Here is a 26,881-nt window from a genome sequence, read left to right on the forward strand (position 1 = left end):
GGTGGTCGGAGGCGCTCTAGCCGGGGCTTGGCAGTGGATCTTCTGGCTCAACGTTCCCATTGGCCTGCTTCTCATCGCCCTCGTGCTTCTGCGCATTCCAGAGAGCTTTGGTCCGCGTGCGCTGCTCGACATTGTTGGCCTGCTGCTGGTAACTGGCGCCTCTCTTGGGCTGGTGTGTGGCAATCTGGCCTGTTGGAGCGGTTTTGAGGTGGTCGCCACGCTCGTCGCTGGAGTCCTGCTTGTCGTGGCTTTCGTGTTCTGGGAGCTATTGCTGGTCTTCTGCTGCCCGGCAGGCATGCGCAGATCTTCGGGCGAAAGCCCGGCGCAGGTATTTCAAAGCAGGGAACACGAAGCATCAAGCCAGTCCAAGCATGCAACTAGCTTGTAAATGCCTGGAGCTGGCATATTCCCTTGCGCTATAACCAGCCGCAAAATCTTTTCTACGTGGCTGGCTGCTCAGTGCACAGGCCAGCGGGGGGCGTATGTGCTAAGCAGCTCGATTGGCCGGGTGCTTGCTCAAGGATCTCAGCGAAACGCTCAAACCGCTCAAAGAGCGTAACGTTGGCCTTATGAGCTTGCATCCCCGGCCTGTTTCAAGGCCTGCCGCTCGCTATTCGTTTTCGTCAAGGATGTCTTGTCCTAAGTCCCGACTGGGATTGAGCATATTCTCAGGAACCTTCTCCTCGTCTGTTGCTATCTCCCAGCGGACCGCGCTAACGCTCTCCTCCAGGCTCACGCGCGCCACAATTTGTTCCAGGGCCGCATCTTTGCGCCCCTCGCTATACAGATCTGCGCGAATCTCTACGCGAGCCGGATCAGGGCAATCCTCGCTCTGCAGGGAGCGGATGATGACAGTATTTTGATCTATCGAATGCAGCAAGAGCGAGCGGATATGCGGCTCACGTGGGCTAAGACAGGTGACGCGTACGAGATAATGTACAGGTACCTCTACCGAGTCTTTGGAGGTCCTGTCGATGATACGAGCCAGAGGGCGCAGCATAATATTAGCAAGAAAAACCACTGCCGCGCCGATAAAAGCTGGCAGATAATAGCCAAGGCCAGCCAGCACGCCAACCCCGGAGGCGCACCAGAGCGTTCCAGCAGTATTGAGGCCGCGAATAGAGAGCCCATCCCGCAAGATAACGCCAGCACATAAAAAACCAACGCCTGAGACAACCTGGGCCGCTACCGTAAGATCTGCTACTTTGGTAAGCTCTGCCATCAAGACGAAAAGTGAGGAACCGGTAGCCACCAGCGCACTTGTGCGCAAGCCGGCTTGTCGCTGGCGATATTGCCGCTCAAGGCCAATCAGTATGCCACAACCCAGAGCCGTGAGCAACTTTAAGAGAAAATCGAGTAGAGACATACAAAACCTTCTATGCAAAATTTTTGCGCGGTAAGTGTGCATGAATTTTGTCTATGCGCAAACATATTATATAACCCTTCACCTTTATGGTGGATTTGCAGCGGCTTTCTTGACTACCTATGTTCCTATAAGATTGAAAATCGGCTATGATTAAGGGACTACTAGCCAATTGGTCAAATTTGTGACGATTTTGTAACAATATCGCCATATTTCTATTATAGAAAATAGATATGGATGAGGCATTCTATCTGCGATCGCGAAATGATAGTAAGGCCACTTGTGCTAGAGAACAAAAGCAACAATACTAAGACAAGAAGAAGGACGAACATTATGGTTGATAGCGTTGTAGCACGTACTTTCGATTCGTTATGTGATAAATCACCGGTTCTCAAACGTCTGCTGATTCGTAACTGGTTCTATTGCCTATCGCTGTTGGACAGAGAGGCCCATATGCCGTTTATGAATCTGGGATATGCCCCTCTTAAGAGTGTCGATACATTGGTGGAGTTGCAGGAGAGTGATGAAGAGCATAGATATTGTATTCAGATGTATCATCATGTGGCAAGTATGGTAGAGCTAAGTGGACGCGATGTATTGGAAGTCGGCAGCGGTCGTGGTGGAGGGGCATCATATGTGAAGCGCTATCTGGGCCCGCGAACCATGGTAGGCGTAGATTTAGTGCCACGCGCTGTGCAATTCTCACGTGCCAGGCATCGTGTAGATGGGTTATCCTTCGTGCAAGGGGATGCTGAGCGACTACCCTTTGGCAACTGTTCCTTTGATGCTGTTATTAATGTTGAGTCGTCATATGCCTATGGCAATGTCGATCGTTTCTTGCAAGAGGTGGCACGTGTGCTACGTCCAGGTGGCTACTTTCTGTTTACCGACTATCGCTATCAGCATCGGATAGGCCTTCTACGCGCGCAGATCGAGAACTGTGGCCTCAATGTGCTAAGCGATCGCTGCATTAATGCCGAGGTAGTGCGGGCGTTGGATCTGGATCATGCGCGCAAAGCCGACTTGATTAAGAAAAAGGTGCCTCAAGCTCTCCATAATGTGATGCATTACTTTGCGGCTTCTCCAGGTTCGCCTATATATGATGAGCTTAAGGCGGGCACCGTGGATTATCACAGCTGGTTGATGCAGAAAACGCCGGCTGATGTTTCGCAAGGCACAGAGGACGCAGAGCTCTCTAAGGCTGATTCTCTGGCCCTTTAAACGTAAATAAGGATGGCCCGGTAGCTGGAGATCACTTTCTTCCAACTACCAGGCCCTCCGCTCCTCTATATAACGGTAATTGCTTGCTGGCTCAGGCTTTTTACTCGGTCAGATGAACAGATATCGGTGTATTCATCGATTTGCGGGGGAAGAAAGTGACCGAGAGCCACATGCCAAGGCTCACTATAGTAACTACCAGCAGCGAGATGACAAAGGCATGCGCATAGTTGTTCTCGCTTCCCAGCGCTGAGGCGAAGACGCTCCCAATCACTGCCACGCCCAGCGCATTGGCTACCTGCTGCGCCGTTGAATAGACACCCGAGGCCAGACCAACTACATCGCTCTCTATCTCCTCCAGAGCTCTGTTCATCAGAGGCGCGAACAGTACGCCTGCGCCGATCCCGATGATAAACAGCGCAACGAGCAGGGACCAGATGCCGTCTTTAGGGACTAGCAATTGTGTTGCTAGTAGGGTGGCCAGGTAACCAAGCGTAATGATAATCGTGGCTACGCGCAATGTCTTGTTCCCTAAAAGCTTTGTTATCTTCGGCGAGAAACCAGAGGTCACCATGAAGGAGAGGCCCATCACCGTTACGACCAGCCCCGATTGCAAGGGCGAAAAGCGCAGGCTCGACTGCAGGTAGAAGGCCAGAGTCAGGAGAACTGGAGCATACAGGCCCAGGTTCAGTGAGTTGGTGAAGATGCCCGCCATAAATGAGCGAGAGCGGAAGAGCGAGAATGAGACCAGCGGAAAGCCTCCACGGCTGCTCAGGCGCTGCTCATAGCGACCAAAGATGACAAAGAAGATAAGCGAGAGGCCGACTGATAGATAGGTCCACAGTGGCCAGCCTGTCTCACTCCCTTCGGTTAGCGGAAAGACGAGCAGGAAAAGCGCGAGTGAGAGCAACACAACGCCTTTCAGGTCGAGTTTGTGGGCTCCGGGTACACGCGATTCGCTTACCAGTGGGATCGAGGCAAGCGTAGCAATAATGCCAATCGGCACGTTGACAAGGAAAATCGTGCGCCAATCAAGCCCAAGAATGTTCCAGGCAATGAGGACGCCCCCGATGAGCTGGCCCATCATTGTGGCCAGACCAATCATCGAGCTATAGAAGCCAAGAGCTATGCCGCGCTCGGCCGGTGAAAAGGTTATCTGGATGATCGCGATTACCTGGGGAACCATCAGGGCTCCCAGGGCTCCTTGCAGGACGCGAAATATGATCAAAAGTGTGATATTAGGGGCGATACCGCAAAGCGCCGAGGCCAGCGTGAAGCCCACAATGCCGATCATGAAGATGCGCTTGCGCCCAAACTGATCGCCAAGGCGTCCTCCTGTCGTCAGGAATACCGCGTAGGCTAATGTATATCCTGCCGTCACCAGTTGGATCTCGGCAAAGTTGGCGCGCAAATTGCTTTCAATCGAAGGTACGGCTACATTGACGATATTGACGTCGAGTGCGCTCATAAAGGTTGCTAAAAGCACCGTGGCGAGCATCAACCAGCGCCGTGAATTCACAGGCTTGTCTAGTTTTACTGGCTCATCCGGAATAATCACAGCCTGTTCGCTTACGGACATTAAAAAGCTCCTCTAGAAACCATGAACAAATTAGCTTCAGTTAGTGTAGAATTATAGAAAGCAGGCGGTTGATCTTGCCCGTTTCCCCTTTTGTCCCTTCGTCATTGCTGGAGAAACCTTACTTGGATTCTCAAGGCTTTGCAGTTCTCCACACTGGGAAGGGCAACCCCTTAACCTGGGGCGCGGGGCGGTGCCCCGATTGTTCTCCTCTTCTACGCCGCCGTCAGGCGGCCAAACAACCAGAACTGGAAAGCCCTGCTTGGATTCCTCGCTGACCTTGACAAGGAGGTTCGATTTGCAATAACATTTCAGTAAAGTCTGATGTATGGAATATATCATCAATGTATGATGTATGTCAAGCATCAGCCAGACATGTTATATGAAATGCGGTGGAAATGAAAAATGGAAGGCAACGAGGCTCAATGCCAGATCGCGCAAGCGCTGGCCGATCCACTACGCTTGCATATCCTGCGGCACCTTAACGAGAGGCCTGCGACAGTCTCTGAATTGCAGGCTATAACGGGAGAGTCCCAGTCGAAAATCTCAAATCACCTGGCCATCTTGCGCGAAAGAAAACTTGTCACAGCTACGCGTCAGTGCCGGCAAATGGTCTACGAGTTGCACGATACGTCTGTAACGCGGCTGCTGGCGGCACTCTCGCTGGTAGGTGCTGAAGCGCCTCAGCAAGAGCGAACCATCTCCCAACTGGCCATAGCGCGTACTTGCTATGATCATCTAGCCGGGCGCGTGGGTACTGCCTTGAAGGATGCCCTGCTCCAACAAGATGCTCTTATTGTGATCGATGATACCTGGCTGGGCGTTCAGCCTGGCTCTCAAGCGCAAACAGTCTTCGCGCGCCTGGATATCGATCTAGCCGCCGCCAGGCGCGAAAGACGGCATTTAGTGAAATGTTGCCGGGACTGGACCGAACATCGCTGGCATGTGGGTGGTGCGCTTGGGGCGGCCCTGCTGGCTCAGTTCATCAAGCGTGGTTGGGTTGAGAAGCAAGAAGGCACACGTGCAGTCACTATCACCGATGAAGGAAAGCAGCAATTGCAGGTTCTCTTCGGCTTACCGGCGAATGTTTATGCAGGCGTTTAAGCTCATTCTCCAGTACACTATTATAAGCAAGCGCTGAGCAGAAAATAAGCGCTAAAGTACAAGGGTCAATACAATTTGGATACAGCAAGAGACTTGATTGTATTGACCCGGATTAAAGTAAGCTTTTTATGCGCCGAAGCATGGCTGCTCAGGCGATATCTTTGCGCGCAAAATCGCTTCCTCCGGCTATACTTAAGGCCAGGCCAAGCAGGCAGAGCGGAAACAGCAGAATAGAATTGATTTCAACATGCTCGTGCAGCGGAAATACTGTCAGATTCAACACAACTAACGGGAATGTCCAGGGCGTAATGTAATTGGTCCAGAGCCCCACGCTGATAAAGGTGACATAGGTCCCTACTATACCCAGACCCACGGAAAGCGTCACGCTACGTGCTCGCAAGGCTATCCAGTAATGAAGTCCCAGGATCGGCAGCGTCATAGGCAAAAAAGTGATGAAAAGCAAAAACAGTGAACCCCAGGGGATAGGCCCGGGCAGCGCAAGCAATTCCAGGCCGAGAGCCGTGCCCACAAGATAGATGAGCTGAGCGATCAAAGCCAGAGCACATACGACCAGCAACTTGCAGGTATAGATAGAAGCTCGTGGTAGGGGCTGAATGAGCAATTGTTTCCAGGCCAGGCTATCCACCGATGTGGCGATAGAGGCTATAACCGCCAGGAAGAGTGGCAGGATCAGCGAGCACCAATCAAACAAGCTGTTCAATAAGAGACTCTCCCAATGCCAACGACCACGGCTGGTGAGTGGATTCTTCTCGTACCAGAAAAAAAAGGTCATCATGCAAGCAAAGGCCAGAGGTAAGAGGCAGCAGATGAGAGGGATCAAGGTTCTTTTGTATTTCAATAGTTCGGCGACAAGGATGCGCATAAACATAACATTTCTCCAGTGAGCTTCTTGTTAACTCTTGTGTCTTGTAGTAATCAGGCCGTCAGCTCTCTATGCACAAAATCGAGCATACCCAACATAGTCAAAACTAGTCCCATGGCGATACCAACCAGTAGATAGTTTGTATCGGGTGGATGTACTTTGCCGTGCACCTGGTAGCTGATCACATAGCACCAGGGCAGGTAATACCAGGTTGTGGAACTTGAGGCGAGCAGTCCGATGATTATGCCTAGAATGCCCAGGCTGGTGGGGACCAGAAAGTGCCGAAAGCGCGTTGAAATCCATAGATGGAGCGCGCTCACCGGCAAGAGTGCCAGGACTGAGATTCCCGTGAAGCCCCACAGGCTTAGCCAGGGCTCAATGCCGGGTAGGCCGAGCAGCGTGCCAACCAGCCACATCAAGAGATCGAGGATGCAGCCCATGCCAATGATAAACAGGTTTATTGCTACAAGTTTGGCAAGGTAGAGCCAGCTGCGAGCTACCGGCTGCGCCATGAGCATCTTCCAGGAATCGTTTTCCAAGGCACAGCTCATGGCTGCAATTAATGCAGTCAGTGGAATGACCATGAAGAGGCCCCAGTTTGTGCTGTACTGGATCATAAACATACGGGTTGTCTCGGCTGTACGCGGCTCGCCGATATAGGGGCGCATAGCCGCAAAGCCGACAAAAACAGGAGCCACGATACAGATAAGCAGCAAGGTAGAGCGCTTATATTTATGTAGCTCTGCAGAAAGGCAACGCAAAAATGCCATGGTGCTACTCCTTTCCTGCCGGCTGACTGGTTAAGGTAAAGTACAGGTTTTCGAGGGAGCTTTCTTCGGGGCAAGATGCAGAATATCTATGCCTGCACTTACCAGGCATTGCGCAATGAAGGGAATCGCCTCGTGTGGAGCATGCACGATGAAGCTCTCTTGTCCTCTTGGCGTTATCTGAAAAGATGTGAGTTGCAGCGCTGTGCGAGCCGCTTCGGCCTTAGTGGTTTTGAGGACAATGCGCGCGTGAACCATATGGCGCAATTGTTCCATGGAGCCCTGAAAGAGCAGATTGCCTTTACTGAGAATCGCCGTATGCGTTACCATCATCTCAACTTCGCTTAATAAATGGCTGGAGATAACTACAGTTGCCCCGTAGAGCGAGGGTAGCCTTTTGATAAACTCGCGCATCTCCCGTATCCCCGAAGGATCGAGTCCATTGGTAGGCTCGTCAAGGATAAGCAGCTCGGGTTGACCCAGCAAGACACCAGCCATTGCCAGGCGCTGCTTCATGCCCAACGAATAGGTGGCGGCCCTACGACGGGCCACATCGCTCAAGCCGACCAGCTCTAACATCTCGCCTATGCGCTTTTTGGGAATATTGCGCATCTGCCTTATCACTTCTAGATTTTCTGCGCCTGTAAGATGACCATAAAAGGAAGGATTCTCGATCAGGGCGCCAATTTTTGCCAGTATGGCGCTTCGGTTGGCGGCCAGGGGCTGGCCAAAAAGTCGAGCCTCTCCGGCGCTGGGCTTTTGCAGTCCCAGCAAAAGGCGCATAAGCGTCGTCTTGCCAGCTCCATTCTCGCCCAGCAGGCCGAAGATCTGGCCTTGCTGGACCTGGAGGCTAACGTTATTCAAGGCGATTTTTTCAGCATATTGCTTAGTCAGACCATATGTCTGGATGATAGGTATTGTACTTTGCATGAATATTTCCTATAGCCGTGATATTGATAAACAATGAGCTCTTTCATAAGCCTGATCGCATGTGCTCAGCGCCTCAACTGCAGTTGCTCCTGAACGCCTGCAAAAGCGGCAATGATCAGCATGGCTAACCCGACTAATAGGGCGATGCTGAGCAAGGCATCGCCAGTAGTGGATACGGAATTGCCCCAGTAGTGCAGGCCGAAGAAGGCATTGAGGGCAGTGCCACCGATCGGCGTCAAAACTGTTCCGCTTAGGGTTGGGATGGTACTGGTAGTCGAGAGCATGTTGCCCCATAACCAGTAGCCTAGCAACAGGCAGCGATAGAGTGGAGTCCAGATGAAAGCGGGACAGATCAGAGAGAAGGCATTGACGAAAAGGATACCGGGTAAAAGCACGCTTGCAAATGCCTCAAGACCGCTTAGCCAGACCTTCAGAACGTGGGTCGCGAGAAAAAGGATGCCGATGTTTAGCCAGTAGCAGAGCGCGAAAGGGAGTAAGGCCGCTAGCGTGCTGCCCAGGTATGGGCCCAAAAAGCGTATATCGGCCCTGGCAGGAGTCGCCGCAAAAAGATCCTGGACATGATAGTGCCGGTCACGCGGCAGGCGATCCGCGATCAGCATACCAATAGCCACCGGCCATGTGCTCTGCTGGGGAATCAGGAAGCTTCCCAGCAGCGAGGAGAGCGATATAGCTTGCCAGGGGGCTGTTAGCGCGTGCCACATATTCCAGGAGACACATAGCCAGAGCACCAATGGAATAGCCCAGTTGAGCGGGCGTCTTATCTGCATTAAAAATTCATATTTGCCCGCATAGAGCAATAAGTTTAGCTGCCTCACCTTAAATCCTCTCAAGATGTCTGTCTATGCCCTTACTCATCGCTGGGCTGGACTATGCGCGGTGTTAATAGGATAGCGACGGCAACGCAGAGCAATGCCCCTAGCAGCATGGCCGGGTTGGTTTGCCAGACACTATTGAGGTGTATCCGCGTGATGAGCGGAATGTTGTGCTGCAGAGAGATATCAATAGCCTGTGCCAGCTCTACACAGAGACTGCCCAGCAAAGCCAGACCTGAACTGACAAGCATGGATAGGGCCAGGGTAAGCGCAGCTACCAGCATGACGGGTCCGAACCACATCAGGATGATGCTTGTCAGGTTGCCTCCGTACACTAAAGCGATCAGCACAGATATACAGCCAGCAAGCAGCATGTTGTAGCCAACCACGAGCAGAAAACGTAGGAGCATAATAAATCTGAGCGAGGTGGGCGTGGCTTGCGTAAGCTCGGCCGCGTGATCGTATCGATTGCCATGCATAAAGGTGATGCTGGAGGCCGCTGAGAGAGTGCTGCAGAAGGCCAGGATGGTCGCGCGAACCTCAAACGGGCTCGCCTTTATCGATAGGATAAAGATACAGGCGATAAGATTGAACAAGGCAGTAATCAGCCAGATATTCCGGGGCAAAATACGGAATTGGCGGATAAAGAGCGCCAAGCCATGCAGGAGCGCGCCTTGCACTGTAGCGCTATGGGAGACGCGTGGCCGCGTGGCTTGTTGTGCCTGGGGTGTATCTTCGCTCTGGATCAGCTTAGCCATCTCATTCCAGGCGCTAGCAAATGAACTAACAGGCTGTATCTGCCCATCAACAGCGCGTACAACTGTAGCAAGGTCCTGCCACAGAACAAGCTCTTGCCGACAATTGCTGCAACTGGCCAGGTGTTCCTCGAATTGGGCCTGCTCATTTGCCGGGAGTGTCCCATTGCTATACCAGGCAAACTTTGCAGACCAATCCTGACATACGACGTCATTGGCCATATATATTCGCTCCTTCCTCCCGGTTCTGCCGCAATAGAGCGAGCAAGGCACGTCGAGCATAGTTAACGCGACTTTTCACGGTCCCAACGGGCACATTGAGAATACGGGCGACCTCGGCTAGTGAGAAGCCTTGCAGGCAAACCAGATTGAGCACAGCTTGATGTTGGGCTGAGAGGCGCTGGAAGACTTCGCTCAGCGTGAGCATATCAAGGATCGCATTCTCATGTGAAGAGGTGCTCAGTGTCTCCTGACCTTCACCATCCGCGCTTTCCTCGGTGAGGAGACTTTCTTGGTGATCGTGCTGGCTGCGCCGCGCGTTAAGGGCCTGGTAGTGAGCGATGCTAAAGATCCGGGTTGCCACGCTGGCCTCGGCCCGATAGGTATGCGCATTACGCCAGACGCTCAGAAAAACATCCTGCGTAATTTCCTCTGCTTTATATGGATCTTTTCCCAACTGTAGCCAGAGATAGCCATAAATGCGAGGGCGGTAGGTGGCATAGAGTTGTTTGAATGACTCCTGATCCCCTTTGCGAATCCGAGCCAGCCACGCGCGATCGCGCTGGATATCAGTTTGCATGCAGCTTCGTGCTCTTTTCCCTTCCATCGTTAATGCTAACCATTTTCCAGGTTATCTACAAGTGTAGTAACACAAACTGCTCGTAAGGTTCAAACAGCTCGGGCTATTTCTCAAAAAGCATTGACAATAGTTCCTTTCTCATCTATACTTGATGCGTAAACGATTAACAAGTTAATTATATACGAGTTAATTAACTTGTTACTGAAGAAAGGATAGAGCTGATGAAAGCCGCTGTTCTGCATGTGCCCGGAGAAGCACCTCGTTTTGAAGAGTTTCCTGAGCCTGTTCCCGCGCAAGATGAGATGCTTGTTCAGGTCAAGGCAGCTCCCTTAACCAATCTTAGCAAGATGAGAGCAAACGCAGCTCACACATTTCCTGTTGTATGTGGAGTCAACGGGGTGGCCTTACTTGAAGATGGGACGCGAGTATACTGTGGCGGCTGTCGAGGCCCGTATGGTATGATGGCTGAGCGCAGCGTTGTAACGCTTGCGTGGTGTCTACCCATCCCTGACGAGGTTGACGATCTGACTGCTGCCGCCTTGCCTAACGCCGCTCTAGCTTCCTGGCTAGCCCTGGTTTTTCGCGCGCGCTTGCGGCCAGGTGAAACTGTCTTGATTCTTGGCGCGACTGGCGTTTCTGGTAGGCTTGCTATTCAGGTTGCCAGGCAGCTAGGCGCCGGACGCGTTGTGGCAACCGGGCGCAATGAAGGCAGCTTTCCTAGCTTGCTTGAGCTTGGGGCAGATGCCGTAATCTCTCTGGGCCAGACGGATCAAGCTCTGACTGAAGCGTTTGCTCACGAAGCTGCTCGGGGTCCATTTGATATCATTCTTGATTTCTTGTGGGGGCATCCAACCGAAGTATTGATGAAGGCTTTAAACCGTCAAGAGGTGATGGCCAGAGCATCTCGTATCCGTTTTGTTTCCATTGGGGAGATGGCTGGATCAACCGCCTCTATTCCGGTGGCAAGCTTACACAGTTCGGGACTGGAAATCTCAGGAAGCGGCGGTGGTAGCCTTAGCCATCAGGAACTTCTTGAAATCTTTCCTCGCATGTTTGCGCTTGCGGCACAAGGGAAGCTGCGTATAGATATTGAGGCGCTCCCTCTGGCTGAGGTGGAAAACGCCTGGTCGCGCCAGGATACGCAAGGAAAGCGCCTTGTTTTCCTCCCTTGAGATAAAATGACGAAAGAGGAAGAGAGTATGTCGCGGGAAAAAGAACGTGAGAATCCCTTTGTGCTTCTGACCCATCTGCATCGAGATATGTCGCGAGCATTTTCCCGGCAAATGGGAATAAGCTTTTCCCGTCTTCTCCTTCTGCATGAGCTCTGGCATGTGGGGGAAATCAGCCAGACGGAACTCGCTAGCCGTTTAAGCATGGAAGGGGCGCTCTTGACGCGCTTTGCCAAGCAAATGGAAGCAGCTGGCTTGATCAGCCGCCGGGTCGATCCGCGCGACAACCGTTTCACCCTGGTGACGCTGGCTCCCGCAGGCCAGCAGATCTTGACGGAGATGGGTAGCCATGGAGATGAGTTCGAGGCTCAGCTCCTTGCTGGGGTGAGCGAAGAAGATCTTTTGAGCATGCTACGGGCCATGAAGCAGATACAGCACAATCTCTCCGCCATCCTCGAAGAAGACCAATGAGGCTGCGGCAACTCGGAGAGGCCATAGCTATACCAGGCGGATTGACCTCTCCATGGCCAGCTCTCCTGATGTTACTTGATAAGCGGAGCCTGTTCTCCCAGCGTTCCTTCTACCGGCCCTCCTTCGCGGCGCCAATATTCAAGCCCTCCCAACATTTCTTTGACCCGAAAGCCAAGCGCGCTCAGTCTTGCCGCAGCTTTGGTGGCTGCATTGCAGCCAGGCGACCAGCAATAGATGACGAGTGGCAGCTCTTTGGCGAGCTGAATAGTAGATTCGGCTGTAATTTTACGATAGGGCAGGCTTATCGCGCCAGGGATGTGGCACTCCTCGAAATCCTGCGTACTGCGCGCATCGATGAGCAGAATGCTGTTTTGCCCACGTTGTAGGTCTAGCAGAACATCGGCCGCGTCAGTTTCTACGGAAAGCTTATCAAGAAAGTGGCGCTGGGCTTCCTGGGGGCTGGCCGGTGGAGTTTCCAGAACCAGTGAGAAGTGTGAAGTTGTCGAACTCATAGCTATTGCTCCTTTGGCTCGAATACATCTTGTTCTGCCCAATTATTTGCAGGCAGAAGTACTTTACCATAGTCTTATCCATCAGCGTTAGCTATGCTTTTCGATATTATCTATCAAAGAAATCGATGGAAGCACAGATGATTTTATCTATCCCCAACCCTGCTGTAAGGTCGTGGTCATCTCAGCAAAGCTAGCAGTGCGAAGGCAAGCATAGTGAGCGGCATTTGCCCTGAGATGATCACCGCCAGCGCCCATGCAGCGCGCTTACTTAATTCTGTCGATGGCGACAGTGGCCACGATAAAGGTAGCTATGCAGGCAGCACAAAAACTAATCCATCCTCCTATTCCACCCACAAGAACCAGGCAGATAACAGCGAACGCCAGCAAGCTTGCCAGAGAAATGGCGAGCCCGATGAGACGGAACACGTTTTGATGGTAATGTGCTTGCGGATACACTTTCGTTACTGGTGTTTCTCTCATCATGTGTTCATAAGGGGCCTCGTCACGTAGGTGAGCGTAGACCTGATCGCCTGCATATCTGCCGTAGGTCGAGCCTGTTTGTTCCTGTGTTTCTTCTTGTGACATCATCGTGTCTTTTCTCCTGATTCAGCTTGCTAGAACACAACGCATTTCCATCCATCCGAGCTCAGCGGAGTGAGGTCTTGTCAGCCAGGGTTGACCAAAAATTGTAGCAATGTATGAGAAACTGTTTGTCTCCCCGAAACTCTTCTTGTCAAACAAATACTGCCAACATGTGCTTCACAGAGCACAGGCGAGTTGTAGGCTGTGGTAGTATTGTTTATCGAAATTGCATTCAGTATCAGACAGTGACTTCTCGCTGAATGCTGGGACTTACACTTTAAGAAAGAACGGTACGTAGCGCGCCCACTTGTTACAGCCAGAGCTCTGAGGCCGTATCAAGTCGCTTTTGCTCTTCAGGCGTAATACGCCAGCCTAGAGCCCCCGTATTCTCCTGAGCCTGGCGCATATTCCTCGCTCCTGGAATAGGGATAATATGCTCATCCTTCTCCAGCAGCCAGTTGAGCGCTACCTGGCCACAGGTCTTATCATGTACCCTGGCGATTTGCGTCAATGTTTCCATAAGCGGCTCCATTTTCTGTCGCTGCGCGGTGCTGAACGCGGGAATAAAACGGCGGCTTCCCGTTATAGGCTGTTCGTTCGCCAACGTAACGCGATATTTGCCTGTTAGCAATCCTTGCTCAAGTGGGCTATAAGCGATAAGGGCCACATTCAATTCACGACAGGCTGCCAGCACGCCATTCGATTCAGGCTTACGATTCAGCAAACTATAGTGTACCTGATTTGAGGCCAAAGGAATCTCATAACGTTTTAGCCGCTCATAGGCCATACGCATTTGAACAGCGCTGTAGTTGCTAACCCCAACCGCGCGCACTTTGCCTGACCGCACAGCCTCGGCCAGCGTATCCATCAAAGGCTGGATGCCGATACGCCAGGACGGCCAGTGAATTTGATACAGGTCGATGCGTTCAACACCAAGGCGTTCCAGCGAATGGTCAAGCGCCGTGAGCAGCGAGCGAGCTGAGAAGCGCAAAAGGAGAGGCGCAAACTTGCTGGCGATGACAATCGGACGCCCATCGGCGCGCATGCAATCGCCAAGAAGGCGTTCGGACATACCAGAACCATAGATTTCCGCCGTATCGAAAAAGTTGAGACCGGCATCAAGACAAACCTTGTAAGCCTGCGAAATATCTTCGCGAGTGTAATTCTGACCATAGTCCCAGTATTGTCTATCGCCCCAACTCCAGATGCCAATACCCAGCGAAGGAACCATGATGCCAGATGCTCCCAACTGGCGCTGACCTACTTGTATCATATGCAAAAATCCTTATCGTATTTATTTTTATGCACATATCATGACTGTAAATTGGGGAAATAACTTGAGAGAACCTTGCCCATTATGCTGATGCTTTTTGTTAGCGCTCTTTTCTCTTTGCCTTTGGAGCCGCTCCATAAGCGACAAATGAGAAAGGCTTTCAATAGAGTAATTGCAAAGAAATCGCAAGTTTATTTTCCTCAATTTACAATCTGCTCGCCAGGACTCACATTAAGTTACTTCTGCCAGGTCAAAGGCAAGTTCTTCACCCCAAAAACTGACATACTCTCGATTGGAGACAACGGCGCATCGGGCACGTGCCAGGAACCGGGCAGGCGGTCGAGCATCGTGTTGAGGGCAATTCTGGCCTCCAAACGGGCCAGGGGAGCGCCTAAACAGAAGTGGATGCCGCGCCCGAAGCCCAGGTGCCGATTGGGCTCACGCTCGATGATGAACTGATCGGCATGGGGGAACTCAGCCTCATCACGATCCGCCGAGGCAATCCAGACAAGCAGCACCTGACCAGCTGCTATGTGCTGCTCACCAATCGTTGTTTCAGTCGTGGTCCCGCGTATCGTGAGTTTGATCGGCGAGTAGTAGCGCAGGACCTCTTCAAGCGCGCCTGGTACCAGCTCGCGCTTGGCACGCAGCTGTTCCATAGCTTCAGGATGCTCATCGAGGCAGAGGATAGTATTGCCAATCAGGTTGGTAGTAGTCTCGTTACCGGCCACCAGCAATAGCACGCAGAACCCTACCAATTCCTCGCTGCTCAAGCGTTCTCCATCCACTTCCGCCTGCAACAGCGCGCTCAACAGGTCGTTTTGTGGCTGGGCACGCCGCTCCTCAAGGATCTGGGTGAAGTAGGTGGTTATGCTATCTGTGGCCTGCCTGATCGTCTGCATGGTCGCCTGCGCGGCCTCTGCCGTCGTTTCCCCGCCTCCCGAGACAAGGGCATCAGACCACTGCTTGAAATCCGCACGCCGCTCGGCAGGGATGCCCATGAGCTCTGCAATGACCGTGATCGGCAGAGGAATGGCCAGATCCCTTATCACATCCATCTCCCCCTTTGCGACTATCTGATCAAGCAAGCCGTTGGTGATGGTCTGGATGCGCGCCTCCATTTGAGCCACCATGCGTGGGGTGAAGGCTTGCGACACGATATTGCGCAACTTTCGATGGCGCGGCGGGTCCATGCGCAACAGGCTCGAACTGATCGGAGTGGCATTACGGTACTCGGGCGGTAGGAAGGTGCTCTCATCGGAAGAAAACGTTGCGTGATCGCTGAGGACGCGGGCCACATCCCCGTAGCTGAAGATGTGCCATCCCTGCATCTGTGGATCGAAGTACATGGGCTGGGTTTCACGCATCTGACGGTACCAGTTATACGGGGCATAAAGCTCTTCTCTATTGGAATTGTTTTGCATCATTCTTCTTTCTCTTGCTATTATCTTCTATTCACTTAGCGATACATATCCTACGCGCAGGGGCAGAGCTGGCCCTCTTCCATGTTTGAGGGCCAGGAATTTTGAGCACTGTCGTCTTGCGCGTGAGTTCTGTATATGTCAGGCAAATGTCGTTTTGTCAAGCCGACCGCTTCTGTCAAATTCCTGGCCCTGGCCTCACTGAGGGCTATTATCTTGGCGGTGTCCTACCTCTCCGAAAAAAGGCCAGGGGAAATCAGTGCATCACGTGTGCTTTCCCTCACCCGAGGCAGTCCACGACCGCCGCAGCAAGGTTCGAGCCCCGTGGTTCGCCAACCCGGAATGACCATAGATTTGTGACGTAAGCGAAGCCCACCTGAGCATCAGGGTCACCGAAGGCGGCAGATCCACCCGAGCCGGGGTGACCGAAGGATTTCGGCCCGACCAGGGGCATTGGCGGGCAGGATCGCCAGAAGCCGAGCGACATGTAGAAGGAGCGATTGGCCGGAAGCGAGAGTCCCGGCGGCAGCCCGTACATGGGCGTCTTGTCGGTCTGCACGACTATCATTCTCTCGACTGTGGCCGGATCGAGCAGCCGCACGCCGTCAACCTCGCTTACCGTGGCCGCATACATGCGCGCCAGCGAGTGAGCGTCAGCGAACATGTTCGCGGCGGGGAACTCAGCCGCGCGCCAGGCACGCGTGAACATGTAGCCACTGTCGGGATTCATAGCCCCACCGAGCACTCCGGCGCGAATTTGTATGGAGTCCGGTCCCCACATTGAATTCACCCAGGCGACAACCGTTTCCTTATCGAGGCCGAGGCTTTCGCTCATCCCAGCGATCATCTCATCAGTTGAGAAGGGAGCGGCGAACTCTAGCTTGGCCACCCGTCCGTCTTGCTCTTCGGGCAGCCCGATCCAGGCTGAGAGCCCGAGCGGGGCCGCAACCTCCTCGGCGAAGAAGGTGCCCAGCGACTTGCCGGTGATCCGGCGCACGAGCTCTCCGACCAGAAACCCGAAGGTCACGGCATGGTAGATGTGCTCGGTGCCCGGCTTCCACAGCGGCTTCTGCGCCTCCAGCGCTCGGATGACCGGATGCCAGGCACAGGCCTCCTCAAAGGTCAGGGGTCCATCGACGACGGGCAGACCGGCCTGGTGGGAAAGCAGCCAGCGCACCTTGATCTCCTCCTTGCCGGCCTGGCCGAACTCGGGCCAGTACTTGACCACCGGCGCGTCAAGATCGAGCAGGCCGCGCTGCACCAGCAGATGGGCGCAGATCGCGGTAGCACCTTTGGTTGTGGAGGCGACGGCGACGATGGTGTCTTTGTCCCACGGTCGCTTCGCCTCGCGATCGGCGAGGCCACCCCATAAATTGACGACGGGGCGACCGGCGACGTAGACGCAGCATGCCGCGCCGACCTCGCCGGGGTTGCCTTCAAAGTTGGCACGGAAGACATCGGCTACCTTCCCCCAGCCGTCTTCGACGTGTCCGTGCACGAGTGTTCCGTTTGTCATAATGTACCGCCTTTCCTGGAGGATCTGAGTTTGAGTAAGTTAACCAGCGTCGCTGTCCTGCCCGCAACGTTGGGACCAGGAGCACGAAGTTGTTCCTGCAGTCGCGTCCAGTTTGCTGCCCTCAAGCGCATCATGGTCGCCAAAGGCTTTGGACGATCCTCGCGTTTCCATCACTACCGGCATGACATATGCGACCTTTCTATGGTATACTCAACTTACTGATCCAATCAGTGAATACTTATGTAATATACGTGACTTAATCATCAAAGTTATAATCATTTAGGTGACTTAATCACTAAAATAGAGAATACACGGAGGAATACACATTGTCAAGAGGTTATCAGAGAAACCGCGGTGAGTTGCTGGTGGCACTCAAGCGGGAATTGAGGAAGATCAACGGCTTTGGCGCTTCCTTTTTTCGGGTAGCCGCGACTCAGAGCGAGATGGCGGCTGACACAGACATGCAGGTGATGGATATTCTGGATCTTGCTGGTGAAGTTTCTGCTGGTCAACTCGCCGATCTTATGGGGATGACTACAGGGGCAACCGCTAGAATCCTCAACCGCCTGGAGGAGGCCGGGCTCGTGCGCCGGGAGCGTGATCCTAACGATGGTCGCAGAGTCATTGTCAGGCTCGAAAAAGGCAAGGACGAAATGCACAAGGTTCACTCGACCCTGACTTCTCTTGAGAAGACGTGGGAGGAGGCGGTATCGCGTTATGATGAGGAGCAACTCGCCTTCCTCCTTGAGTTCCTCCAGCGTAGCAACGTGTTGTCTAGAAAGGAACTTGTCAAGCTGCAAGAGGTGTCACCAGACGAAGGGAAAATCTTCTCAGCTCCGCTTGGAGATCTCGCTCATGGCCGGCTTGTTGTCTCCTCCTGCACCCAGCTGACCTTGCGTGCAAGCGAAGGGAGGGTCGAACTGTATCAGGCCCGCTTCGAGGGATCGTTGCCCAATGTTGCTGTCAAAGACGGGGTAGTCACTATTCGCTATCCACGATTAGATCTGATTGGAGTGCAACATCAGGCTGTGGTCATGCTGAGTCGTATTATCCCATGGCAGATTGTGATCCAGAGCGGGGGGACAGCTGTTACTGCCGAACTGGGTGGTCTCGACCTCGCCTCCTTAGAGATCAAGGGGGGAGGAAGCCAGATCCACCTGGAGCTTCCCATGCCCTCTGGCGTGATTCCCATAAAGATCAGTGGTGGAGGATCAGAGATCCTGATTCGACGGCCTGCTGGCGTCGCCGTACAAGCGCATTTTAAAGGCTGGGGCTCGGCATGTATCTTCGATGATCAAACTCATAGGGGCAACAACTTGTGGTTGCGAAGCTCTGGCTTTGATCCGACTGCCCCCTATTATAACATCGAAGTTGCAAGCTCTGGAAGCGTGACCACTATCACCTCTGATTGAGGCTTTGAGGGGCCAGCACAGCTATATCGTTGTGGCACCTTTTCAGGTTTGAATGCGCTGACTCCATGTTTGCCTGACGACTCTGGTTTCTTTTAGAGGAACCTTCGTAGCATCCACACCACTCCAACACCTACCACAATTGCCAGGAACAGCTTTTTTGTACGCGCCGCAACAAGTACCGTTGCCAGTGCTGCCAGCGTCTCGGGCAGGCTACTTGCTAACACGGTTGGAGCGACCAGCGAAACGATCACCGCACCGGGGAGTGCCTTTAACCATGCCTCCACCCAAGGTGACGGCTTCACAAATCCCATCAACCACAGCCCACCAGCTCGTACCATGTATGTTACCAGGGCCATACCGAATATAGCGATCAGCGAATTACTCAACATTCTTCTCACCCCCTATTTTTATTGCTCCCACCACGCTGCCGGCCAAACCTCCCAGCAAAATGTACCAGGAACCTGGCAACAAACGCGCGGCTCCTACGGCAACTATTGCGGCAACCGCCCACGGCAAAAGATCTGACTTCCCCTTCCACATGCCTACCAACAAGGTGAGAAAGACAGCTGTGAAGACAAAATCCAGTCCCCATTGTACCGGATCACTGATTGCCATTCCTACTATCTTGCCGATGACCGTTGCGCTAACCCAGGCCACAAAGAGTAGCAAGCCGCCACCAAGCAGAAATGCCGCGTCACGTCTTCCCTCCATAAACTCGCGCATGGTCAATGCCCAGTTCTATCGCTCATGAAAAAGAGCGAGAGATAGGCACGCGCGGGCGGCAGTTTGGCAAACCACGGACGAAGCGCCGCTCCCAACAACAAATAGCGCAGATTCACTATCAGCGTTGTGGCTATGATAGGTATAATGGCTCCGGCGGCCAGTGGGACGCTCCACAGCTTAATGGCTAGGAACTGCGCCGATCCAGCACAGACCAGCCCGCTCATCAGCAGCACTTCGCCCAGGTTAAGACCCGCCTGATGTGCTAGTACTCCCCAGACAATGCCATCTGTCAGGCCGCTCAACGCTAGAGGAATGATGCTTCGCATGCCACGTACCATTCCTGACCAGGACCACGTGACCTGCTCGTTCAGCGAAGGCTCTTCTTCTTTCTTCTCCACCACCTGCATTGACTCCTTTTCTTATCTGCATTCAAGACACCACGTATCAGCGGCCATCCCTTGACGGATAGCACAGATCCTGCGTGGGGTCTCTACAGCTGTACGTAATCTGGGCAAAGGCGAGAAGATCATTCAGAGCATCGCGGTCAGCCTACAACAATGATCATTCCTATTGTTGTGCCAGCATCATCTCTCCTGGCTCTTTCGCAACAGGCCAGATTGTTCTTCTTCAAGTATCGTACAGAAAGAGGACAAGAATGATCCTGATACTGCGCACCGCTAAGGTCCTGGCGAGGTTTTCCTCCCACATCTCGGCTCATCTTTCTTGAGAATGCCCCAGAAGGATGAGCCTATTTTGCCTATTTCTCTCCCTTGCTAAAAATCTGGTGTGAGGGTATCATGAGGTGAGAGCGAGAAGAATCGCATTCAGTTCCATACCTGCTATGTTGAACTGGATACCCTGTAGTGCTAGAACAAAGAGGACCCCGCTCTTCCTTCACTCTTTAGAAAGGCAGAATCCACAATCATGACGTGGGAAACGTACCTTTTAGAACATCAGTCTCAACATCAGGATGAGCTTCTGCAATTTCTCAGCATCCCCAGTATTTCATCGCTGCCTGCTCACGCCGCCGACGTGCAACGAGCTGCTCAATGGGTGGCTGATCGTCTGACCAGTGCCGGTCTGGAACACGTAAAGGTTTTAGCCACAGGGGGACATCCAGTTGTCTACGGAGAATGGCTTCACGCGCCTGAGAAGCCAACCGTGCTGATTTACGGGCACTTCGATACCCAGCCAGTAGATCCGCTCGAACTGTGGACGCATCCACCCTTTACGCCGACCATTATTGAGGATCGCGTTTACGCTCGTGGCGCCTCAGATGATAAAGGCAACATGTTCACTCCTATTCTCGGGGTTGAGGCCTTGCTCAAGACAGAGGGAACCTTGCCAGTCAATGTGAAATTCTTCCTGGAAGGACAGGAGGAGATTGGCAGCCCGCAGTTGCCCGCCTTTATTGCCCAGCACCGCGATCTGCTGGCCTGCGATCTCGTGCTCAGTTCTGATGGAGGTCAGTACAGCGAAGATCAGCCCTCATTGATGCTGTCTGCCAAAGGACTGGCGGCTGTGCAGATCGATGTGCGTGGCCCCAAAGGCGACTTGCACTCTGGTATGTATGGCGGTGCTGTTCCCAATCCCATTCACGCCCTGGTGGCCCTCCTTGCCTCCTTGCGCAGTCCCGAAGGGAAAATCCTGGTTGAAGGCTTTTACGATTCAGTGCTCCCACTTTCCGAGGCCGATCGTGCTGCCATTGCCGCTGTTCCTTTCGACTCGCACGAGTATCAGGAGAGGATCGGTGTAAATGCTCTGCTGGCTGAACCAGGTTATACCTCCCAGGAGCATCTTGCCGCACGTCCAACCCTTGAGATCAACGGGATCTGGGGTGGTTTCCAGGGAGAGGGCGTCAAAACTGTTTTGCCGGCGGAAGCGCATGCCAAGATCACCTGTCGCCTGGTCGTTGACCAGAACCCGGCTACCATCGTCGAGCTGATTGCCAGGCATATCGAGAAACATACCCCTCCTGGCGTCCAGGCTGCGGTACATCCTCTTCCCGGTACAGCGCAGCCCTATTTGATCCCTGCTGATCACTGGGGCAACCGGGCAGCAGCAGATGTGCTAGAAGAACTCTACGGCAAAGCTCCGTATCATGAGCGTACAGGGGGAAGCATTCCCGTCTGCGAGTTATTCCTCACCCAACTTGGAGCTTACACCGTTGGCTTCGCCTTTGGTCTTGAGGATGAACAGATTCACGCTCCCAACGAATTCTTCCGCCTGTCGAGCTTCCGGCGCGGCCCCGTCGCCTACTGCAAAATGCTCCATCGCCTGGCGCAGCGCTAAAATGCAGCAAGAAATGGGTATTTCCAGAGAATGTACTGGTATATAGCGCGAATGTGCGCCAGTTTTTAAGGAAGCCAGGAAGCAGATCCTTGTAGTCGGAAAGGGCGGTCCCAGAGACCGCCAGAGAAGTTGATTCCCGGTTACAGCGTGAGGTTCATGTCGCTCAGTCATGGGCTGCCACGCAGATCTGCTCTTTTGATGTTTGCTCCACTCACCAGGATCTGCTTCAGATTGGCTCCCTTTCTCTCCTCATTTGAGAGGGCCTGAGCAGTTACGTGGGCCTTGACATTAGAACATTAGTTCTGTATACTGCAACCATGTTAGTACAGATGCAGCCTGATATAATAATCAAACTTGCGCAAATGGGCAATGCAACAGTCTTCGAGCCTGCTGGCGACCAGCCAAAGCAGGAGCAGCAGCCTACAGCCTATCAGTCTCATAGCCTGGCCGAGTGCATTACCAATGTGGTAACGCCTCGCGGGAGCCTGCCAGTGCTTAAGACTATGGTGACTACAGCTTGCGAAAAGAATTGCTACTATTGTCCCTTCCGAGCCGGGCGCAGCCGCATGAAGCGCCTCACGTTTGGCCCCGACGAGTTGGCGCGAGGTTTTGATACCCTGCAGCGGGCCGGGAGCGTTGGCGGCATGTTTCTATCCTCGGGGATTATCAAAGGTGGCGTGACGACGCAGGACAAGATTATTTCTACAGCCGAGATTTTGCGCAAGCGTTATGAATACGGCGGCTATTTGCATCTTAAAATTATGCCAGGCATCGAGTATGAGCAGCTCTATCGCTTGATGCAACTGGCCGATCGCGTCTCGATCAACCTTGAAGGCCCGACGCAGGAACGTGTCAACGCACTGGCCCCCAAAAAGGATTTTGAGCGCGAGCTTTTACGCATGTTGCGCTGGACTGCCGAGATTCGGCGCCAGCATCCAGAAGAGCGACTGGCCGGGACTGTGACGCAGTTTGTGGTAGGAGCTGTGGGCGATACGGATCAGGAATTGCTCTCTTTGAGTGAGCAACTCTATCGGCAGGTAGGGCTTAGCCGCGTGTACTATTCGGGTTTTAATCCTGTGCTGCAAACGCCTTTTGAGCAGATGCCGGCTACCGATCCTTTGCGTGAGCACCGTCTGTATCAGGCTAGCTTTTTGTTGCGTCACTATGGCTGGCGTGTCAAGGATCTTGCCTTCCTGGCTGCTGGAAATTTGCCTACCGATATGGACCCCAAACGTGCCTGGGCTGAGCGCTATCTACGAGGTACGCCTGTGGAGATCATGACGGCCAGCCGGGGCCGCCTGTTGCGTGTGCCGGGCATCGGACCAAAGGGGGCCGAGGCAATTCTGCAAGCCCGCCGCCGTGGTCGCTTGACCGAGCTTGCCCACCTGCAAAAGCTGGGTATCCACGCTCCCGAGCAGGCCGCACCTTATATTCTCTTAGCGGGCCGCAGGCCTATCATGCAATCCAGCCTGTTCTAGAAGATGTTTTTAGAGTATGTTTGTGAATGGCTGAAAATGTAGAGATGTTGCCAGACGATTTGTGGCTGCATCTTTTGGGTGAGCATTTGTCCGAAAGGAGACAGGAATGCCTGTAAGCAGCAAATCACAGGGCGACATGTTCGGCCAGAACACTGTGCGTATCGAACTGTGGGGTGAGGACGATCTTGCACTCCTGAAGAAACTGCTAGGTGACCCGGCGATGATGGGACATCTCGGCGGCCCCGAGAGTGATGTACAGCTTGCTGAGCGCCATAACCGATACCTTCGCGCAAACTCCAGCCATAACCGGATGCTCAAGATTGTCTACCATACTACGGGTGAGGCGATTGGATCGGTCGGTTACTGGGAGCGCACCTGGCATGGCGAACAGGTCTATGAGATCGGATGGTCGGTGCTCCCGACGTTCCAAGGAAGGGGAATCGCAAGCGCAGCGACTGCCCAGGCTATTCGCATGGCTCAGTCAGACGGCAAGTGCCGATTTATGCATGCCTTTCCATCGGTTGACAATCCACCATCTAATGCGATTTGCCGCAAACTGGGATTTGCCCTTATCGAGGAATGTGAGTTTGAGTATCCTAAGGGCAGTTTTATGCAGTGCAACGATTGGTGCCTTGATCTCTCTGTGGGCCGCTAGGCAGCCACAGCACGCAAAGGAGGTTGGAGAACAGATTCTATTCTCCGTTCAAGGCGAGTAAGCAGCAGCCGAATCATCGTCACTTGGATGAATGTTTCGCTGGTCTGGACCTTTCGCTCGTAATCTTTGCTCATCGGAAAGATTGCTTGGATAACTCGTACTCAAACCTCCAGCCTGCCATATACGGTCACCTTTGTGATTTTCCAAACACGCTCTTATAATGCTCACCATTTCAGAGCGAGATAAATTTCGTCGAGTTGCTGCATATAGCGTTGATCGTCCTCGGGATAAAAACTGAAATAGGAGAGCATTGTGGTCCAGGAAAGAGCGCTCTGCTTTGCTTGCATGAGCTCTCGTTCCTCTTCTGTCAGAGCGGTTTCCTGCCCATCTTCGAGCTTCTTGCGCACCTCTTTATACATGGCAAACTTTAGTACGGAGCCCAATGGAAAGCCGCTGAGTAAACCGTAACGAATACAATTCATTCCCCTGCCATCGGCCCAGAGCATCCAATTGTTCTGGAGCCAGTTTCTTGGCTCTCTGAGCACCTCTTCAGGAAAGTACTGTGGATAATTCCTGGCAACTTGCTGCACGGCCAGAAGATTAAACAAAGAATATTTTTCCCAATCGTACTCGGGAGTTCTTGCTTTGTGATAGACGAAGAAACGTTCTGCTCTGGTATTAATGATCTGCTCTAGCTGGGGAGCGGCCTCTTCGAGGAACACTTCGAGGACATGCTCTTCAAAGGCAATTTCTGGTGAAATTCCTGAGACACAGCGTCTAACCTCGATAAATTTGAAAAGGCGTTGTGGCCCCTTTGTGGCTAAACCCATGAGAAGTTGCTTTGCCTGGGGTGGAAACTGTTCGCGCAAGGCCATAAATTCTGCAAAGGCTTCCTCGGCTATAGCCCTGGAAGTTGGTAGTTTATATGCCGCGTTCATGATATCCCTCCATCGATAGAGATCGAGCCTCTAGAAACATGTGAGCGTTTGCGTGAGCCTTTAAGGCTTGAGAGAATACAGGAGCTATTTCTACGCTGATAGAATGCTAATGTTATTATTTTACCATAATATTCATAAAAAGCGAAATTTTCTCTCTCGCGCTATTTGCCCATCTATCCTTGCTTGCTAGATAATATACTCTTGAATTTGCCTGACGCATGCATCCCTTCGGCTGCACCACTCGCTGGTCACTACTTCCCCTTCCGTAACTTGTTCTAAGAGCTCGATACAATTCTTGAAGAGTTTGAGGAGATCTTCATAGAACTGCTCAGTTATTGCCTGGCGTTGGGCGTGAGTAATCAAGGCATTTTCATATTGCTTCCATTCTGCCTCACATGCGCGGAGCTTGCGCAAGGTGGTTTCAAGCGGAATATTCTGTGGGCTCATTGTTTTCTCTCCCTCACTGCTAACCTTTTTGTCCATAGACCGAAAATAAAAGGACCTCTGTACGATAGGTCTTCCATTCTTCAAGAAGTAAGCAAGTGACTGCCTCAAAACGCGTCACGTTCACGCCCAGGTGTGGGCAGATCTGCCCTTTCAGTCCCTGGCAAATGGCGAGAAAATTTCTTGCCAGAATGAGGCTGTGATGATCGCTCCAACCCAGAGGGAGACGAATAAGCTGCTCTTCAACATGCTTGGCACCTATCCCACGGAGCCATGTACCAAGATGATGTATTTCCTCCGGGTAGATATCGTACCGCCTGCTCATGGCCTGTCGCCAGCCCAGCATTTCTTGCATTAAGGGTCCAGTGTTCAAGAATACATCACCACCTTCTAGGAGCTCTAGCCAGCCACGCGGGCTTGTGACGCGCAGGAGCTCCCGGATCATCCAGGGCCACATCTTGAGTGGAATGCCAGCCCCAAGAAAACGTTGATGTACGAAGTCAAAGCTATTCTCGGGCAAGGGGAGCCCGCGCAATATGTTAGCCTGGATAAACTGTATGTTCCTGGAAACTGGCGGCTGCGGTGAGAAAGGAAATGCTTCAATATCGATGCCGAGAACCAGAGCCTGGGGAAAGCTTTGTGCCATTTCAGTTACCCAGCGCCCGTTCCCGCAGCCTACATCGAGAATGCTAGAGGGAGCTTGCAGCGGTGTACTGTAGCTTTTTTCGCCAGATACGCCTTTCAATGCATAATATTCGAAATCCAAACGATGATACTCGGTAAAATCAATGGGGAGCAGATAGGGGATATCTGTGCGGTACCGTCGCCCCTCGCGCATTCTGATCGGTGGTGTTGGTTCCCAGACTGTAAGTACTGGTTGCCCTCTTCTAAAGAGCGTCTTGATTCGTTGCTGTAAAAGCATGGGTAAAACTCCTTCCCTTTGCCAATATTTCCTACTTCTCTCATCCTTCCATGCTCTTGATATAGATAATGGTCGCTATTTCCGCCGCTTGCTGATCTCCGACAAGCTGGCTGAGCTGGTCTTGATAGTGGCCAAGTTGCTCATATTTGTGATGAATGAATTCGTGCTTAGCGGTTATGGCATAGCCGCTCAATGCACGTTTCATGGCCTCGCATTCCAGGGTGATCTGCTGCTTGATCTTGGCGACTTCACTACTCAACTTTCCCTCCTGATATGCCGAATTGGTTTTAAGTATCGTCCTTTACCTGTCTCTTTTACTACTCCTAAGCTACTTAAGAGCATTGTATGGCACTTGATATGCTGGTGTAATCATAATTTGCTCTAAGTATTTTTATTGCCCTTTCGTTGTAACCACTTCATCCTCCTTGCTCTATTCCGATATAGGTGTCTTAATGGTTACCGTTAGAATAGGAACCATTACCTATAATACCATTACAATTCTCTTGCTTCAATAGGCTACCTCTAGTACAGTAATCAGAGATCCAAGAGCGAGGATGGTTGCATGTTACGTTTACGCGTTAAAGAAGTTGCCAAGGAGAAGGGTATTGGCATGGCCAAACTTTCTCGTATTGCCGACGTTTCTTACAAGACCATACAAGTGATATGGCACGATCCGTATCATGATACCTCTTTTGAGATTTTGGATCGCATTGCCAAGGCCTTAGATGTTCCCACAATCGCACTTCTTGAAGATGGCCCCGGTCCTGATCAATAAGAAGCTTTGAATTTCATGTCTCTGATGCTCATAAGGATGAGACCTTATGAAATAGAAGGGTAGTAGTAGT

General features: G+C 52.6%; 32 protein-coding genes. 10 read left to right on the plus strand and 22 right to left on the minus strand.

The window, feature by feature from the left end:
• The first annotated feature begins 1 nt into the window (after position 1).
• Complete coding sequence (locus EPA93_RS49015; RefSeq protein ID WP_207229493.1) at positions 2-388, plus strand: hypothetical protein; 387 nt, start codon at positions 2-4, stop codon at positions 386-388.
• Between the two features lie 52 nt (positions 389-440).
• On the opposite strand, the gene EPA93_RS48275 is transcribed toward EPA93_RS49015, so the two are convergent.
• Entirely contained in the window at positions 441-581 is a 141-nt protein-coding gene (locus EPA93_RS48275; protein ID WP_165422990.1) for a hypothetical protein, read from the minus strand.
• A 29-nt stretch (positions 582-610) separates the two neighbouring features.
• On the minus strand, positions 611-1,366 hold the full coding sequence (locus EPA93_RS09725; RefSeq protein ID WP_129886899.1) for an MgtC/SapB family protein: 756 nt from the start codon (positions 1,364-1,366) through the stop codon (positions 611-613).
• Positions 1,367-1,696: 330 nt separating this feature from the next.
• Between EPA93_RS09725 and EPA93_RS09730 the strand changes: the two genes are divergently transcribed.
• A complete protein-coding gene (locus tag EPA93_RS09730; RefSeq protein WP_165422991.1) occupies positions 1,697-2,584 on the plus strand; it encodes a class I SAM-dependent methyltransferase in 888 nt (295 codons plus the stop codon).
• A gap of 100 nt (positions 2,585-2,684) precedes the next feature.
• On the opposite strand, the gene EPA93_RS09735 is transcribed toward EPA93_RS09730, so the two are convergent.
• Positions 2,685-4,160, minus strand: coding sequence for an MFS transporter (locus EPA93_RS09735; RefSeq protein WP_129886903.1), 1,476 nt, complete (start codon positions 4,158-4,160; stop codon positions 2,685-2,687).
• Between the two features lie 402 nt (positions 4,161-4,562).
• Here EPA93_RS09735 and EPA93_RS09740 point away from each other — a divergent pair, with 402 nt between their 5' ends.
• The gene (locus tag EPA93_RS09740) at positions 4,563-5,261 is read left to right on the plus strand and encodes an ArsR/SmtB family transcription factor (protein WP_129886905.1); all 699 of its coding nucleotides are present in this window, start codon (positions 4,563-4,565) and stop codon (positions 5,259-5,261) included.
• A gap of 148 nt (positions 5,262-5,409) precedes the next feature.
• Here EPA93_RS09740 and EPA93_RS09745 read toward each other — a convergent pair whose 3' ends face one another.
• The 6 genes from EPA93_RS09745 to EPA93_RS09770 all read right to left on the minus strand — a co-directional run bounded on the left by EPA93_RS09745 (position 5,410) and on the right by EPA93_RS09770 (position 10,228).
• On the minus strand, positions 5,410-6,150 hold the full coding sequence (locus EPA93_RS09745; RefSeq protein ID WP_129886907.1) for an ABC transporter permease: 741 nt from the start codon (positions 6,148-6,150) through the stop codon (positions 5,410-5,412).
• Between the two features lie 47 nt (positions 6,151-6,197).
• A complete protein-coding gene (locus EPA93_RS09750; RefSeq protein WP_129886909.1) occupies positions 6,198-6,914 on the minus strand; it encodes an ABC transporter permease in 717 nt (238 codons plus the stop codon).
• A 30-nt stretch (positions 6,915-6,944) separates the two neighbouring features.
• On the minus strand, positions 6,945-7,841 hold the full coding sequence (locus tag EPA93_RS09755) for an ABC transporter ATP-binding protein (protein WP_129886911.1): 897 nt from the start codon (positions 7,839-7,841) through the stop codon (positions 6,945-6,947).
• A 65-nt stretch (positions 7,842-7,906) separates the two neighbouring features.
• Entirely contained in the window at positions 7,907-8,677 is a 771-nt protein-coding gene (locus EPA93_RS09760; RefSeq protein WP_129886913.1) for a hypothetical protein, read from the minus strand.
• A gap of 32 nt (positions 8,678-8,709) precedes the next feature.
• Complete coding sequence (locus tag EPA93_RS09765) at positions 8,710-9,651, minus strand: anti-sigma factor family protein (protein ID WP_165422992.1); 942 nt, start codon at positions 9,649-9,651, stop codon at positions 8,710-8,712.
• Positions 9,641-10,228 (minus strand): RNA polymerase sigma factor, encoded by a 588-nt coding sequence (locus tag EPA93_RS09770; protein WP_165422993.1) that lies wholly within the window; start codon positions 10,226-10,228, stop codon positions 9,641-9,643. Before EPA93_RS09770 ends, EPA93_RS09765 begins: the two co-directional genes overlap by 11 nt.
• Positions 10,229-10,449: 221 nt before the next feature.
• Here EPA93_RS09770 and EPA93_RS09775 point away from each other — a divergent pair, with 221 nt between their 5' ends.
• Together EPA93_RS09775 and EPA93_RS09780 are read left to right on the plus strand one after the other, a co-directional pair.
• On the plus strand, positions 10,450-11,400 hold the full coding sequence (locus tag EPA93_RS09775) for a quinone oxidoreductase family protein (RefSeq protein WP_129886919.1): 951 nt from the start codon (positions 10,450-10,452) through the stop codon (positions 11,398-11,400).
• 27 nt (positions 11,401-11,427) lie between these two features.
• Positions 11,428-11,868: a MarR family winged helix-turn-helix transcriptional regulator gene (locus EPA93_RS09780; protein WP_165422994.1), complete on the plus strand. Its 441-nt coding sequence runs from the start codon at positions 11,428-11,430 to the stop codon at positions 11,866-11,868.
• 71 nt (positions 11,869-11,939) lie between these two features.
• Here EPA93_RS09780 and EPA93_RS09785 read toward each other — a convergent pair whose 3' ends face one another.
• The 6 genes from EPA93_RS09785 to EPA93_RS48280 all read right to left on the minus strand — a co-directional run bounded on the left by EPA93_RS09785 (position 11,940) and on the right by EPA93_RS48280 (position 17,355).
• Positions 11,940-12,380 carry a rhodanese-like domain-containing protein gene (locus tag EPA93_RS09785; protein ID WP_129886923.1) on the minus strand — a complete coding sequence of 147 codons (441 nt, stop codon included), beginning with the start codon at positions 12,378-12,380 and terminating at the stop codon, positions 11,940-11,942.
• Positions 12,381-12,644: 264 nt separating this feature from the next.
• Entirely contained in the window at positions 12,645-12,968 is a 324-nt protein-coding gene (locus tag EPA93_RS09790) for a hypothetical protein (protein ID WP_129886925.1), read from the minus strand.
• Positions 12,969-13,272: 304 nt separating this feature from the next.
• A complete protein-coding gene (locus EPA93_RS09795; RefSeq protein ID WP_129886927.1) occupies positions 13,273-14,235 on the minus strand; it encodes an aldo/keto reductase in 963 nt (320 codons plus the stop codon).
• Between the two features lie 236 nt (positions 14,236-14,471).
• The gene (locus EPA93_RS09800; protein WP_242527361.1) at positions 14,472-15,662 is read right to left on the minus strand and encodes a cytochrome P450; all 1,191 of its coding nucleotides are present in this window, start codon (positions 15,660-15,662) and stop codon (positions 14,472-14,474) included.
• Between the two features lie 274 nt (positions 15,663-15,936).
• Positions 15,937-17,172, minus strand: coding sequence for a serine hydrolase domain-containing protein (locus EPA93_RS09805; RefSeq protein ID WP_129886929.1), 1,236 nt, complete (start codon positions 17,170-17,172; stop codon positions 15,937-15,939).
• A 39-nt stretch (positions 17,173-17,211) separates the two neighbouring features.
• Complete coding sequence (locus EPA93_RS48280; protein WP_165422995.1) at positions 17,212-17,355, minus strand: hypothetical protein; 144 nt, start codon at positions 17,353-17,355, stop codon at positions 17,212-17,214.
• Positions 17,356-17,498: 143 nt separating this feature from the next.
• On the opposite strand from EPA93_RS48280, the gene EPA93_RS09810 reads away from it, so the two are divergent.
• Positions 17,499-18,584, plus strand: a complete 1,086-nt coding sequence (locus tag EPA93_RS09810; RefSeq protein WP_242527362.1) for a MarR family winged helix-turn-helix transcriptional regulator — start codon at positions 17,499-17,501, stop codon at positions 18,582-18,584.
• Positions 18,585-18,676: 92 nt separating this feature from the next.
• Here the strand turns inward: EPA93_RS09810 and EPA93_RS09815 are convergent, their stop codons facing one another.
• From EPA93_RS09815 to EPA93_RS49025, 3 genes are read right to left on the minus strand one after another with little or no spacing between them, the layout of a single operon-like run.
• Positions 18,677-18,973, minus strand: a complete 297-nt coding sequence (locus tag EPA93_RS09815; protein WP_129886931.1) for an AzlD family protein — start codon at positions 18,971-18,973, stop codon at positions 18,677-18,679.
• Positions 18,963-19,307, minus strand: a complete 345-nt coding sequence (locus EPA93_RS49020; protein ID WP_207229494.1) for a hypothetical protein — start codon at positions 19,305-19,307, stop codon at positions 18,963-18,965. The genes EPA93_RS09815 and EPA93_RS49020 overlap by 11 nt, the downstream gene beginning before the upstream one ends.
• A gap of 2 nt (positions 19,308-19,309) precedes the next feature.
• A complete protein-coding gene (locus tag EPA93_RS49025) occupies positions 19,310-19,708 on the minus strand; it encodes an AzlC family ABC transporter permease (RefSeq protein ID WP_207229495.1) in 399 nt (132 codons plus the stop codon).
• A gap of 523 nt (positions 19,709-20,231) precedes the next feature.
• On the opposite strand from EPA93_RS49025, the gene EPA93_RS09825 reads away from it, so the two are divergent.
• The 3 genes from EPA93_RS09825 (at position 20,232) to EPA93_RS09835 (ending at position 23,732) form a co-directional block, all read left to right on the plus strand.
• Positions 20,232-21,599, plus strand: coding sequence for a dipeptidase (locus EPA93_RS09825; protein WP_129886933.1), 1,368 nt, complete (start codon positions 20,232-20,234; stop codon positions 21,597-21,599).
• A gap of 275 nt (positions 21,600-21,874) precedes the next feature.
• Complete coding sequence (locus EPA93_RS09830) at positions 21,875-23,077, plus strand: radical SAM protein (protein WP_129886935.1); 1,203 nt, start codon at positions 21,875-21,877, stop codon at positions 23,075-23,077.
• Between the two features lie 106 nt (positions 23,078-23,183).
• A complete protein-coding gene (locus tag EPA93_RS09835; protein WP_129886937.1) occupies positions 23,184-23,732 on the plus strand; it encodes a GNAT family N-acetyltransferase in 549 nt (182 codons plus the stop codon).
• Positions 23,733-23,956: 224 nt separating this feature from the next.
• Here the strand turns inward: EPA93_RS09835 and EPA93_RS09840 are convergent, their stop codons facing one another.
• The 4 genes from EPA93_RS09840 to EPA93_RS09855 form a co-directional block, all read right to left on the minus strand.
• Positions 23,957-24,670: a hypothetical protein gene (locus EPA93_RS09840; RefSeq protein WP_129886939.1), complete on the minus strand. Its 714-nt coding sequence runs from the start codon at positions 24,668-24,670 to the stop codon at positions 23,957-23,959.
• 186 nt (positions 24,671-24,856) lie between these two features.
• On the minus strand, positions 24,857-25,117 hold the full coding sequence (locus EPA93_RS09845; RefSeq protein ID WP_129886940.1) for a hypothetical protein: 261 nt from the start codon (positions 25,115-25,117) through the stop codon (positions 24,857-24,859).
• A gap of 19 nt (positions 25,118-25,136) precedes the next feature.
• Entirely contained in the window at positions 25,137-26,036 is a 900-nt protein-coding gene (locus EPA93_RS09850) for a class I SAM-dependent methyltransferase (RefSeq protein ID WP_129886942.1), read from the minus strand.
• A 40-nt stretch (positions 26,037-26,076) separates the two neighbouring features.
• Entirely contained in the window at positions 26,077-26,295 is a 219-nt protein-coding gene (locus tag EPA93_RS09855; RefSeq protein ID WP_129886944.1) for a hypothetical protein, read from the minus strand.
• A gap of 303 nt (positions 26,296-26,598) precedes the next feature.
• Between EPA93_RS09855 and EPA93_RS09860 the strand changes: the two genes are divergently transcribed.
• The gene (locus tag EPA93_RS09860) at positions 26,599-26,811 is read left to right on the plus strand and encodes a helix-turn-helix domain-containing protein (protein WP_129886946.1); all 213 of its coding nucleotides are present in this window, start codon (positions 26,599-26,601) and stop codon (positions 26,809-26,811) included.
• Positions 26,812-26,881: the final 70 nt, after the last annotated feature.

The organism is Ktedonosporobacter rubrisoli (assembly GCF_004208415.1).
GTDB classification, from domain to species: domain Bacteria; phylum Chloroflexota; class Ktedonobacteria; order Ktedonobacterales; family Ktedonobacteraceae; genus Ktedonosporobacter; species Ktedonosporobacter rubrisoli.